Here is a 12,997-nt window from a genome sequence, read left to right on the forward strand (position 1 = left end):
ACAGGGCATAGAATGCGACGACACATGCGCCCGCTTATAAAACTTCCTTCCACGACGCCGAGGCCGCATACTCGCCCTTCACTTCGCAGTAGAGACCTTCGCGCTCCGCCACAATTTCCTTGCCGCTCTTCAAGGTCCAGTGATACTGGCGGCACGGATAAGGGCCAATCGGATGGTCGCCGGTCGCCTGGACCGTGCCGGAGTAGCGGGCACCTTTCCAACCCAGGCTCTGGCCCGGCTTGAGAGCGATCAGCATCGGCGTGAATTTTTCATAGCTGTTGCCCCCTTTCACCAGAAAGAAATGCGCCCAGGCGTCGAAGGAGTAGCCGCCCTCGCAATCCGAACAGGGCACCTTGCTGGCATCCTCAAAGGCCTTTTTCTGGGCACGCGCCAGGTCGAATTTCAGATCGCTGAACTTGTAGTAGTCGCACCCGGTCTCTTCCGGCCACAGCACCGCCGGCTCATAGCTGGCCGGGCGCGGGCCGAGCGGCGGCAACGGCGTCGCGCGCGTCCTGGGACAGCCGGCTTTCGGAGCGGAGCGACTGGAGGACGCAGATGATGGCGCCGCCTGCGCCGTACCGGCCGCTGCCGCGCCGCCGCTCCGCTGGGGAGAATCGTTGGCGACCGAGCGCACGACTTCGTTGGCAGCACCCCTGATCAGGGACTCCAACCCGAAATCGGCCAGTGCGATGGAGGGTCCGGCGATGCCGATGGAGAATGCGAAAAAGGCTTTCCTCATGGATAAGGCTCTCATGCTGTAAAGAGGGGATCAAAAAAACGACGCTTCGAGCGGACCGACAAGGTCAAGAAACCGCGTAGTCCGGATGGATGAAATAAAAAAGGCGGCACTCTAACGTTGGGCGATGAGACGGGAATTGGAGAAATTGGACATTTTGAAATGCCCTCGCGGGAATGAACTCAGCCGGCGTTGGCCCGCCACCAGGCGGCCGCCTGGCCGCGGCTTCCCATCGCGAGCTTGGCGAGGATGTTGGCGACGTGCCGTTTCACCGTGAAGGGACTCAGACTCAGCAATCGCGCGATCTGCTTGTTGCTGTCACCGGCGGCAAGGCGCTCCAGCACTTCCATCTCGCGGTCGGTAAGCCCATGCCGCTCCTCGTCTCTCTCCCTGACCGGTGGCGAGGGATGACGTGCCTGCCAGGAAGCCAGCCTGGCCAGAATATTTCGGAAGCCGTCACTGTCGCGCTCCCCGGCGGGCGCTAGCGCGAGCAGTCGTGCCAGCGGCTCGCGGGGCTCCATCAGCAAGGGACCGATGGCGTCCTCGTCCATCGCTTCTTGCAGCGCCGGCACAAAGGCGGCCCAGGCCGCCTGTGGGTCGCCCTGGGCCAAACGCAGCAGCGCCAGGCTAACGGACGGATTGCCCATGAAATTGGGCAGCCGCCAGCGCTGGTACAGCTCCCGCGCCCGCAGAAGCTGAAATTCGGCATCTTCCAGCCGCCCCTCCAGCAGCGCAAGCTGGCCCAGCACCTTGGCCCGGCCGGTTTCGATCGCCGGCCACTCTTCCGGCCGTGTCGCGGCTTCGAGCTGCGGCATGAGTCCTGCGAGTGCCCGACCGTCCTGCGCCATCCAGTAGACCCCCGCCACGTTCAGCACGATCGAGCGACGCCAGGTGGGCGCCAGGGAGCTGAATTCCGGGGCATCGACGATCTGCAGATTCCGGTTTTCCATCGCCGCCGCCCCGTCAAAGTCGCCCGAGGCGGCGAGTATCCAGCAGCGGAGCTGATACAGGTTGATGCACAAAGGCGGCAGCGCCTCGATGCGCTGCAGGAAACGCGATTGAGCTTCCAGCGCGGCAATTGCCGGTCCCCGCTCACCGCGCCAGAAATCCGGCCAGGCCGTTTGCGCCATGGCTTCCACCTGCCAGTGCACGGGCTGGCGCGCGCTCCAGGCGGCGCTCAGCTCGCGCAGCCGCCGCAGCGGCGCGAGCGTGCCCGGCAAGCCGTAGAAAAAAGTGTTGAATACGTCGCTGATCGCTGGGAACAGCGTCGTCAGATCGCGTTCGGCGGCATCCGCCATGGCCTGCAAGGCCGGGGCGACCTCTTGCGGCCGCCCGTCCGCCAGCGCCTGCCAGGCGCGGACCGAGTGGAAAGCCGAACGCAGATGGGCGTTCAAGCCGGCAGCCATGCCATCGGCCTCCCGCAACAACTCGGCGCACGCCGCGAGATCGCCGGTAGCCTGAAGGCTGCGCCCCAACATGACCAGAGCCCGAGCCAGACTCTCCGTATCGCCGCGCCGCCGATAGCCGGCGCAGGCCAGCTCCAGCGGAACGCGCATGCCTAAGAAGTCGTAGCGCGCCCAGTGGCACATACCCAGCAGGTGTGCCAGTTCCGGAACTTCGTACGGCATTTCTTTGGGCAACTGGTGTATCCAGCGTTCGATCGATGCATAGCCGCCCTCTGCCATAAGAGGCTCGGCGCAGCGCTGAATTTCACCCGCCGCTTCGTTCCAGCGTCTAGCCTTGAGCCAGTGCGTGACTGCCCGGGGTGAAACCGTTTCGGCGGCCGCGGCCCGTGCATGCAGTTCTTCCGCGACCTCCGGGCCGCGCAGCGCCAATTCGCCCTGCAGATAGTCGCGAAACAGATCGTGCAGGCGCAGCACTGGCGTCCTGTCCTCGAGGACGGTCAGGAACAGGTTGCGCCGATACAGTTCCTGCAATGCTGGACGGCTGTCGTCGCGGCCGGTGACGGCGGCGCAACGGCGAGGGTCGAGCTCCGGCAGAATCGAGCAGTACAGCAGGAAGTCGCAAAGGTCCGACGGCAACCCCGCCAGCACCTCGGAGGCAAAGTAATCGAAAAGGTGGCGGTCGGCACGTCCAACGGACTGACCCGAATCCGCCGCCGCCCGGCTCTCCACGGCCCCGAACATCAACTGCAACCCCGCTGCCCAACCTTCCGTGCGCTCCAGAGCCTGCCGGACGAAATCCGGCGGCAGCGCGCGCCCTGGGTTGGCACGAGCAAAGGCCAGCGCTTCCGCCTCGCTGAATTGGAGATCAGCCGTCAGCAGTTCGCCCAGGTCACCGCGCGCCCGCCAGCGCGGCAGCGAAAGGCCCGGCTCGATACGTGAGCCGATCACGAGGCCGATTTCCTCGGGCAGCCGGTCGACCAGATCATCGAGCAAGTGCAGCGCCGCCGGATCGTGGATTCGATGCAGGTCATCGACGATGACCAGGAGGCGCTGGCCGCGGTAGCTGCACAGCGCGTTCACCATCCCGGCTACCGCGGCACGCGCGCCCGGCCCGCCGGTATCCACCTGGGAAGCCAGGACCTGCGGATCCTGCAGCCACGCCAAGCGGACCTTCTGCAGCGCCCCGAGCAGGGACACGAAAAGCCGGTTGGGATCGTTGTCGTCCTCGTCCGCGGAAAGCCAGACAGTCTCGGCAGGCAATGCGGTTTGGGCAGCGAACTGGGCCAGCAGCGTGCTCTTGCCGAAACCGGCAGGCGCGCGCACCAGGGTGACGCGCCGGTCCCCAGCGAGGGCGGTCAGGCGTTGCAGCAACGCCGAACGTTCGACCAGGGATGGCCGCAGGCGGGGGGCGCGGAACTTGGTGGCAGCAACGGAACGCCACGCGTCCGGCGGGTACGGATCGTCCGCCTGAACGGCAGAGTCCTGCTTGAGCATGGCTTGGACCATCGAGGGCACTTTGACTTGGGTGGAGTACGATCAGCCTGCACTGTAACGCTCGACACCTCTGTCCGAATTGGAAAAATCAGACATTTCCATAGCCTTGTAACCGTACCTGACGGCCATCAGGGCAGTCCCTCCGGTCGTGACTACCTGCCGACACGGGGCCAGCCCCGCGCAATGGTCCGAAAATCCGCAGGGCAATGGCCCATTTGGGCGATGCGCCACGGTTCGCGATCCAACAGAATCGTGTCTTTCGCGGCGCCCGCTCGCTGCAATCTTCCATTTCACTCCCAGCCCGAGAGGTTTCGCATGAATCCCGTTTCTCCGCGCCGATTCCGGCGGAGCCTGCTGCATTTTTCCCTGTGGACCGGCATCTTGAGTTCGGGTCTCGCATCGGGGGCGGCCGGACTGCCTCCCGGCCTGAGCACCGCGGTCAGCCGGATCGCCGCCCAGCAAGCCAAGCTGGCCGCACCGGTCCCCGTTTACAACGGCGAATTCGGCTATTCGCTCGCGGTCGACGGCGACACCGCCGTGGTCGGCATGCCCAACACGGACACCGGCGAGGCGTACGTCTTCGTGCGCGACGGAGGAGCCTGGAACCTGCAGGCCACGCTTGCCGCCAGCGATGGACAGATCGACGACGGTCTCGGCCATTCGGTGGCGATCTACGGCGACACTGCCGTCGTGGGGGCCCCCGCCACGGCCACCCGAACCGGCGCCGCCTATGTATTCGTGCGCAACAGAACGACCTGGAGCCAGCAAGCCAAGCTCGTCTCCCCCGACAGCGAAAGCGCTCAATTCTTCGGCAGGTCGGTGGCGGTGGCCGGCGATACCGCCGTAGTGGGGTCGCCCATGGCCAGCCATGCCGGAGTGGCCGAGACCGGCGTCGCCTACGTGTTCGTCCGAAAAGGATCGAACTGGAGCAAACAGGCCAGATTGCTGGCTTCAGCCCCGGAGGCTTTCAGCAACTTCGGCAATTCGCTGGCCATCACCGGCAATGCCTTGATCGCGGGGGCCGCCAATGCCGACGTCGGCGGTTTGCGCGATACCGGCGCCGCTTATGTGTTCGTGCGCACGGGAACCGCCTGGAGCGAGCAGGCCAAGCTGACTGCCGCTGACAGAGCGGCTGAGGACAATTTCGGCTATTCGGTGGCGATTTCGGGCAACACGGCGGTGGCCGGGGCACCCGGCGCAGATGGAACCGAAAATGAAAACCCAGGAATGGGCGCCGCCTATGTCTTCGATCGCGAAGGAACGGCCTGGGCCCAACGCGCCAAGCTGGTGGGTACGCCGGAAGAGCCCGATGCGCTGCTGGGCCATTCAGTCGCAATTGCGGGCGACCTCCTGATCGCCGGTTCACCATACGCGAACGCTTCCGGCAAGCTGGCGGGCGGTGCGGCCTATGTGTTCACCCGTGACGGAGCAGGCTGGAGCCAGCGCGACAGACTCACGATGGACGTCACGGAAGGCAACGACGAGCTATTCGGCTGGTCGGTAGCCGTCTCGGGCGGCGCCGCACTGGCGGGAGCCTATGGCACCGACATCGGCGACGCTGGGATGGCGGGCGCCGCTTACGCCTATGCCCTGCCGAACACTCAGTCCACCTTGAACGTATTCCCGCCGACCGGGGGCACGATCACCGGCGACCCGGCTGGCATCGACTGCGGCGGGGCTTGCCGCGGGGGTTTCGTGACAGGAACGAGCGTCACTCTCAAGGCGGACCCCGTTTCGGGCTATAGCGTGTCCGGCTGGACCGGCTGCGACAATGTGGACGGCAACACTTGCACGGTGAACATGCATACGGACAAGATCGTAGCGGCCATTATTGAGCCCCCCGTTGTGCCGGGACCCTTGCCGCAAGCCGGGCTGAGCGTGGTGAAGGCCGGCGAAGGCACGGTCAGCAGCCTGCCCGGCGGAATCGCATGCGGCGACGTATGCACCGCCAACTTCAACGCCGGCAGCAAGGTGACACTGACCGCAGTGCCGGCCGAGGGTTACAAGTTCAAGGGCTGGTCCGGCGCAGGCTGCGAGACGCGGGGCAAAAAACCCTGCACGGTCAAGCTGAAGAAGGCCAGGGCGGTCAAAGCCAAGTTCATCCGAAAAGCCAAATAGCGAGAAATGCAAAGCCCCCGCGCCAGGGCGCGGAGCATTAAAGAACACAACTCGGACCCCACAAGGGAGACCTGCACCTAACCAATCGGCTCATCTTGTTACATAATTACAAGATGAGATCGGCTCACCTCGAACAGGCTCACGGAATCCCCGCGCGGGGCTCACTTCCGTGAGCGCCTTTCATTCATTTCCGCCATCGCCCCTGCTCGCGCCATTCGTATCGGCGCTGTGGGTCCACGACGACCTGATGACGCCGGAGTTGGGGACATGCACCGTGCTGCCCGACACGGCAACCTATATCTGCTTTCTGTGCGGCGATCATCCCATTCAGGCAACGCACAGGCACCGCACCTATACGACGCTGAGCGGTGTGTCGGGCTTTCAGACGCACCGCTTCGACCTCGAAAGCCGGGGAGCGATGTCTGGGGTGACCGTGCGCCTGACCCCCTGGGGACTGAGCGCCTTCCTGGGAGACGCGGTGGGCGCCGTGGCGGAAATCCGGGCGGATTGCCGCGACCTGTTTGCGCCGGCGGCGGTCCGGGAGTTGGAAGACCACCTGTTCCGCCTGAAATCCCCCAAGGGCCGCGCGCAATGCGTGGAGAATTTCCTGCTGGCCCGGCTGCGCAATCCCCGGGTGGACGAGCTGGCTCGGGCGGCCTGCCTGGCCTTGGCGAGAACCAGCGGCGCTTTGCCGATCAGGAAGCTGGCGCACGACCTCGATCTGGGCGAACGCACGCTGGTGCGGCGCTTCCAGAACGCCATCGGCACGACTCCCAAGAAATACGCTCGCGTGCTGCGCCTGCGCGACGCGGTGTACCTGCACAACAAGTTCTCGTCCTGGACCGAGATCGCCTATGCGGCGGGATATTGCGACCAAAGCCACCTCATCCGCGAATGCCAGGACCTATTCGGCGCTTCGCCGGAAGCGCTGTTTCCCATTCCCCGCGGCGGCGATACGGACAAATCCGGAGAACCCGACCAGTCGGTTTCGTCCAGATTGGTCATCGCCCGTTAGACTGTCGACCGCCGGGTGCGGTCCGGACACCGGTGGACAACTCGACGTATTCCGACCGACGGCTTCCCTGGAGTCGCCCCATGCCAAAATCGACCATACACTACTGGAATCCCCTGACTCAGTCCGCCGACGCCGGCTGGACGGCCGTGCCCGGCCTGGAAGGCATGGCCGAGCACCTGACCCTGAGCCTGGACGAGACGACCGGCGAATACACGCGGCTGACCCGCTTCTTCCCCGGCGCGGACACCGCCGCGCTGGGCGGCAAGAGCCACGACTATCCGGAGGAAGTCTTCATCGTCTCAGGAAGGCTGTACGATCAGGCCTTCGAGCTGTGGCTGGAAACCGGCCACTACGCCAGCCGCCCGCCGGGCGAAGTCCATGGGCCATTCCGGACCGACGCCGGGTGCGTAGTATTGGAGATTTCGTTTCCGCAGAAAACTGCCGGATAAGGCAACGATGCGGGACGTCGTGGGACAGCAGCCGCCGATCGACGCCGAGACTCGACCAGCCTTGGCCATCGGCGGAGGAAATCAGCTGCGCGAATCCGGTTCGCGTTGTGGCCCGGTCTCCAGCCAGGCCAAAATGGCTTCGATCGTCCAGGCGGGGTCATCCAGCGGCAGATCGTGTCCCGCGTCCGGATGCATTTTCAACGGTAATCCCCAGTGCCGCGCGATGGCTTCGGAACACGCCGGGCCGACCAGCCGGTCGCCCCGGCTGCCAAGCAAAAGCGCGGGGACGGCGGGGGCATCCGCAGGCGGGCGGTAGCGGGCCGCGGCCCAGAGCTGCCGGAACACGTTGACCCTGCGGATCGGACGCTGGCGGTAAGCGTCGACCCGCGCCTGGACGCGTGACGGATCGTCCGCGGCAGAGCGGCTGGTGAGCCGAAGTATCGCCCGCTCCCTGTCGGCAATGTCAGCTGTCAGCAGGGCGCCGGCAACCTCCGGCCAGGCATGCCAGTTCAAGCGGCGGTGCAGGGGGCTCAAGCTGCTCAGGCTGGTGTTGATAAGCACGGCGCCGGCGATTTCACGGGGATGGCGCGCGATCCATTCGAGGGCGACCATCGCCCCGAGGGACAAGGCAAGAAGATAGCGCGGCATGCCGGCTTCCGTTCCGAGTTCGGCGCGGGCGAACTCCATCATCTCCCGGATGGAAAGCGGACTGTCGAGACGCCAGTGCCGGCCGTTGCCGGGCAGGTCGACCGTCCGGACGCGGGCTCCAGGCACGGCGCCGGCGAACATTTGCGGAAACTCGTCCCAATGCGCGCTTTCGCGGACCAGCCCGCGGATGAACACCCATTCCGCCGGGCCGCTCCCCTCAGACATACCAGTAGTCCAGGCCCTGCTGCGTCAGCCGGTGGCGCTCCCCGTTGTCCAGGCCGGTCCACGGTTCCGGCGAACGCACGGCACGGTAGAGCAGGTCGAACAGGAACAGATGGCGGCGCAGGGTGCGGCGCACCCGGTGCGGCATGCGCGGATTGAACACGCCCAGAGTGGAAAACAACTGGCTCCAGTTCTTCCGGATCCAGGCCCAGGAGCCCAGTTCCAGCGTGAAGGGGATGAACCGCCCGTCCGGCTGTTCTTCCCGGTAGCAGTCGTAGAGGTAATCCCACAGATCGCCGTGCGCGAGGTATTGGCGGGACTGCGGTTCCATGCAATAGATATGATTGGGATGGCTGCGGTCCAACAGATGCTTGAGCGCCACCGCTTCCGGCAGATTCGGAAACGGCTCCCGCGTCTTCGCATAGGGAAACCACAGCCGGTCGACCCGGCCATAGCCCGAGTGGACGTCCACGCTCAGGGCGATGCGCGCCGGAAAGATGTCCCGCCGGACGAAATCGCACAGTGCCTGCGCCTCGGTCTGCATCGGTTTATCCGCCGCTCCCTGGTACCACGGCAGACTCGGCGACAGCCGTTGCCCCGCGAACAGATGCCAGGGCGAAAGGCCTTCCGCCTGCACCGGCGCGTTGCGCATGAGGTCCACGAACTCGCCGTTGGAACGACGTTTGAGATACATGCCGACCGGATTAACCAGCGGCACCATCAAGAGCCGGGTCTTCTGCAGCATCTCCCGGGTCACCTCGTCCCAGCGGGCGAGTTCGAGGATGGTGCGCAGATAGGCGATCACCACGCGGGTGCCGATGCGCTCGAGGCCGTGCACGCCGCCGAACAGCGCCAGCACCGGCGTGGTCGGATCGGTCGGCCCGAAGCTTATCGCAAGCAACGGGAAGCTGTCCTCACCATGCCGCAGCCGTGCCAGGGTCTCGACCCGGCCCAGTTCGGGGAACTCCTTCAGATGTTCCACCAGCAGCAGGATCTCGCGCAGTTCCGGCAGTCCCCGCAGCAGGTTGCGCGTGAGTGGCTGGGATTCGTCCTCAGCCCGGAAGATGTGCTCTTGGGATGCGATCATGGCGCGGGCATTGTAGCCGGCTCGGGACGGGGGTCAACCGGATGGCGACGCCCGGCTTCGTGGCAGACCGTACGGAGGGCGGTTAAAATCGGCATACGTCAACTCCCCTGATCCCACAGACTTGTATCACACCCTTTTCAAACAGGGGCGAGGCCCCCTCCTCCTGATCCTCTTCTTGCTACTGCCGCTGGCAGCAGGCGCGGCAGACGCGATACGCGAAACCGCACTACCGGACACCCTCGACGCAGAACTGAACTATCTGTTGGGCTTCGTCGGCAAGAACCGCCTCGACCCCCATCGACTGGATACCGAGCGCATCGGCCGGCTCCTCGATTTCGTCGAAAGCCAGAAGGACGAAGCCAGGCTCTACCGCGCCGGGGAACGCGACGGCGCCGCCTCGGCCTACTACGAATCGGACATCCGGCGCAGCCTGGACCACCTGCTCCGGCTCAGCTACGGCAACGACATCCCTTCGGTGTTCACCGCACCGTCCACCGTACGCACCGAACGCTGGACCGCAGTCGACGCGCCCGGCCAGAAGCTGCCAGAACTCTGGACCCTGCCGGGCTATCCGGACAAGCCGATCGTGGTCACCGGCATCGAACACCTGGTCAATTCGCCGGACAGCCATTCCGGCGCCTATTACGAATACGACCTGGACCGCACGCTCATTCTGACCCGGATACGCGGGCGCAAGCTCCTGATCAGCCTGTCCGGCCAGACCGGCGAGTCCAGAGTCGGGCGCAAAGGCATCATCGTCGGACCGGACGAAAACTGGGATTACCTGTACACCGACCACACCGGTCTCAACCGCATGGGGCTCGGCTGGGCCAGCACCTATATGTACGGCTCCCACTCGGTGGCTTTCTACCTCGAGGCCGACGGCGCCGCTCCGAAAACCCGATTCGGGGTGTTCAAGTGGATTCGGGCGGGCTGGGCCGGCATCAACGTGGTCAACAGCCAGCACATCTTCAACGGCCTCCGGCGCTTCGGCGAGGTGTTCAGGCGGATCGCCGAGCATCGGCGCACCGACGACGTCGCAGCCCTGGCCCGGACTTTCCGCGAAGTGTCGCGCATGCCGCAGCCGCGCCTGAAACGGATCGCGCAGGACTATCTCGCCGGATTGCGGAAGCGCTGCGAGGAGGAAGGGCTGCTCGCCGACGGCGAGGTGCAGGCGCTGTTTCGCGACGGGCGCTACCTCGGCTCACTGAACCGGGAACAAATCGAGTCCATCCTGGCCGTCGAATACGCCAAAGAGATACTCGGCAAACCGCATTACGTTGACCTTTCGAATGAATTCGCGCAGGCGGAATGACGCACATCGCCTCGTAAGGAGGCTCATCGCCGCCTAGACTACCTTCGGGAGTTGCGTATCCGGCTGCTGGGCGACCGTGTGCTGCAGCACGTAGCCTGGAGTGTGGCCGTAGAACTGGGATGGAGCGACACGTTCCAGGCAGAGTACGTCGCCTTGACAAAGCTCCAAGGAGAGGCGTTAGTGACGATGGATGCCGAGTTCGCATCGGTCGCTGGCAAAATAGTCACGATTGGGTCAATCGACGATCTTTTGACCTGATCTTGTTGCGTACCCGAGAAAACAAACGCTGAACTTGCCTGTTGGAGAAGTCGCCAGCTACGGCCGCTGTGGGCAAGCTCAAAGACCGAGTTCACGACCTGACACGCCGTACCCGCGGCCGTCGCTTGATCGACATCAACCGTGGCGTTGCCGGCGAAACTATTCAGCAGCATGGGGCTGCCCGCCTTGCTTGGTTCACGATGGGGTGCGGCGGCATTGTTGATCATCGAAACGCCGGATACGTGATCCGTATATCCGGTGTTGTCGGTGGGAGGGGCAGCGAGGCTTCGTCCTATTCCGATTAGGCCTCACAGCGGCACGGGGGAGCATCAAATGCCAGAGCACCGCATCTTTGCCACGAAGTTCTCCAGCGTGTATCCGTTGTATGTCCAGAAGGTCGAACGCAAGGGGCGAACCAAGGAAGAAGTCGATCGCGTCATCTGCTGGTTGACGGGCTACAGCGAAGCCGAGTTGCAGCAACAGCTCCGGCGCGAAAGTGACTTCAAGACCTTCTTCGCCGAGGCACCACGCCTCCATCCGAACAGCGCATTGATCAAAGGCGTGGTCTGCGGTGTTCGTGTCGAAGGCGTCGAAGACCCCTTGATGCGGAAGATTCGCTACCTCGACAAGCTGGTGGATGAGCTTGCCAACGGGAGGGCGCTGGAGAAAGTCCTTCGCGAATGAGAACTCGCGGCTCAGCTCAAACGTTATCGCCGCAAGAAAGCATTCTTCATCCTATTGCAATCACCATGTAACAGTCGACTGCTAGCTTTTCGGGTCCCATCCACCCAAGGTGACTGACCCATGACCAAGAAGATGCAGTTGTCGACCCTCGCCGCGGCCCTGTTCGCCGCGAGCGCCTGCCATGCCGGCGTAGACCTCATTGCGATCGGCGGCGCCGATCCCACCTCCTCCGACCGGGCGGCCAGAACCCATGCTCCTTTGGAAAACGGCGTCAGCGGCAACATTCTCGGCGGCCTCGGCTCCGGCCTGGCCTGGGCCGGCGGCTCCATGTTCCTCGCGCTGCCCGACCGCGGCCCGAACGCAACGCCCTACAACCCGCTGGTGGACGATACCGCCTCCTACATCAACCGCTTCCAGACTTTCCAATTCCAGCTCAAGCGCAACAACGGGGAAACGGGCTTCCCCTTCACCCTGAAACCCGTGCTGCTCACGACCACCCTCTTCCACAGCGCCACGCCGCTCGTCTACGGAACCGGTGCCCTCGGCACCGACGAAAGCCACACTCTGGGGAACGGGGAACCGGCCTTGAACGGCAGGCGCAGCTTCTATTTCAGCGGCCGTTCGGATAATTTCGACGCCGCCGCCCCGTCGACCAACCCCGACAACGGCAGGCTGGACCCGGAAGGCATCCGCCTCTCCAATGACGGCCGTAGCGTGTTCGTCTCCGACGAATACGGCCCGTACGTCTACCAGTTCGACCGTTTCAGCGGCAAGCGGATCAAGTCGTTCACGCTGCCGGACCACTTCGCCGCCGAGAACCTGAGCTCCAAAGGCGATAACGAAATCGCCGGCAACACAGTCGGCCGCGTCGCCAACAAGGGTATGGAAGGCCTGGCCATCACGCCGGACGGCAAGACCCTCGTGGGCGTCATGCAGACCAACCTGGCGCAGGACAAGAAGAACAGCGTCCGCATCGTCACCGTCAGCATCGCGACCGGCATGACCCACGAATACGCCTACCTGCTGACGGAAGGCTCGGGCATCAGCGAAATCCTCGCGATCAACGATCACGAATTCCTGGTGGACGAACGCGACGGCAAGGGCCTGGGCGACAACAGCGCCGCCAAGGTCAAGAAGCTGTTCAAGATCGATCTCGCCGGGGCCGCCGAAGTGAGCGGGGTCAGCGGCGACCTGTCCGCCTACGCGGTCCCCAAGGCTCTGTTCCTGGACTTCAAGGCGGCCCTGCTCAACGCCGGCATCAGCGCCTACGACGTCCCGGCCAAGATCGAAGGCATCGCGTTCGGCCCGGATGTCATGATCGACGGCCAGAAACGGCATACGCTGTTCGTCGCCAACGACAACGATTTCCTGCCCGCCATCACCGACTCCAACCATCCCAACGGCGTCGCCAATCCGAACAATTTCTACGTGTTCGCCTTCGACGATGCGGACCTGGGCACCGACGCGGAAGAAAATCTGACGGTGTTCCAGAAGCAGAAAATCCTCGAAGCTTCCTTCAGGTAATCCCGAAGGAGCGGGAGACGCACCGCTGACCGGCGGCGCGT

The 12,997-nt window shown here is 64.4% G+C and carries 10 protein-coding genes; 6 read left to right on the forward strand and 4 right to left on the reverse strand.

What is annotated here, in order from left to right; all coding sequences use genetic code 11:
• Positions 1-34: 34 nt before the first annotated feature.
• Positions 35-739 carry a hypothetical protein gene (locus OOT43_RS10165; RefSeq protein ID WP_266024822.1) on the reverse strand — a complete coding sequence of 235 codons (705 nt, stop codon included), beginning with the start codon at positions 737-739 and terminating at the stop codon, positions 35-37.
• Between the two features lie 179 nt (positions 740-918).
• Positions 919-3,636: a LuxR C-terminal-related transcriptional regulator gene (locus OOT43_RS10170; RefSeq protein ID WP_266024823.1), complete on the reverse strand. Its 2,718-nt coding sequence runs from the start codon at positions 3,634-3,636 to the stop codon at positions 919-921.
• Positions 3,637-3,951: 315 nt separating this feature from the next.
• Between OOT43_RS10170 and OOT43_RS10175 the strand changes: the two genes are divergently transcribed.
• The 3 genes from OOT43_RS10175 to OOT43_RS10185 all read left to right on the forward strand — a co-directional run bounded on the left by OOT43_RS10175 (position 3,952) and on the right by OOT43_RS10185 (position 7,218).
• Complete coding sequence (locus OOT43_RS10175; RefSeq protein WP_266020470.1) at positions 3,952-5,754, forward strand: InlB B-repeat-containing protein; 1,803 nt, start codon at positions 3,952-3,954, stop codon at positions 5,752-5,754.
• A gap of 169 nt (positions 5,755-5,923) precedes the next feature.
• Positions 5,924-6,769, forward strand: a complete 846-nt coding sequence (locus OOT43_RS10180) for a helix-turn-helix domain-containing protein (protein WP_266020471.1) — start codon at positions 5,924-5,926, stop codon at positions 6,767-6,769.
• Between the two features lie 80 nt (positions 6,770-6,849).
• Positions 6,850-7,218 carry a cupin domain-containing protein gene (locus OOT43_RS10185; protein ID WP_266020472.1) on the forward strand — a complete coding sequence of 123 codons (369 nt, stop codon included), beginning with the start codon at positions 6,850-6,852 and terminating at the stop codon, positions 7,216-7,218.
• 81 nt (positions 7,219-7,299) lie between these two features.
• Here the strand turns inward: OOT43_RS10185 and OOT43_RS10190 are convergent, their stop codons facing one another.
• Both OOT43_RS10190 and OOT43_RS10195 read right to left on the reverse strand, forming a co-directional pair.
• Positions 7,300-8,091, reverse strand: coding sequence for an alpha/beta fold hydrolase (locus OOT43_RS10190; RefSeq protein WP_266020473.1), 792 nt, complete (start codon positions 8,089-8,091; stop codon positions 7,300-7,302).
• Positions 8,084-9,175 (reverse strand): M14 family zinc carboxypeptidase, encoded by a 1,092-nt coding sequence (locus tag OOT43_RS10195; RefSeq protein WP_266020474.1) that lies wholly within the window; start codon positions 9,173-9,175, stop codon positions 8,084-8,086. The genes OOT43_RS10190 and OOT43_RS10195 overlap by 8 nt, the downstream gene beginning before the upstream one ends.
• Before the next feature lie 121 nt (positions 9,176-9,296).
• Here OOT43_RS10195 and OOT43_RS10200 point away from each other — a divergent pair, with 121 nt between their 5' ends.
• From OOT43_RS10200 to OOT43_RS10210, 3 genes are all read left to right on the forward strand, one after another.
• Entirely contained in the window at positions 9,297-10,490 is a 1,194-nt protein-coding gene (locus tag OOT43_RS10200; protein ID WP_266020475.1) for a hypothetical protein, read from the forward strand.
• A gap of 591 nt (positions 10,491-11,081) precedes the next feature.
• Positions 11,082-11,432 carry a DUF2200 domain-containing protein gene (locus OOT43_RS10205; RefSeq protein WP_266020476.1) on the forward strand — a complete coding sequence of 117 codons (351 nt, stop codon included), beginning with the start codon at positions 11,082-11,084 and terminating at the stop codon, positions 11,430-11,432.
• A 120-nt stretch (positions 11,433-11,552) separates the two neighbouring features.
• Positions 11,553-12,956, forward strand: a complete 1,404-nt coding sequence (locus OOT43_RS10210) for an esterase-like activity of phytase family protein (protein ID WP_266020477.1) — start codon at positions 11,553-11,555, stop codon at positions 12,954-12,956.
• The last annotated feature ends 41 nt before the right edge of the window (positions 12,957-12,997 follow it).

Source organism: Methylococcus mesophilus, assembly GCF_026247885.1.
GTDB lineage: Bacteria > Pseudomonadota > Gammaproteobacteria > Methylococcales > Methylococcaceae > Methylococcus > Methylococcus mesophilus.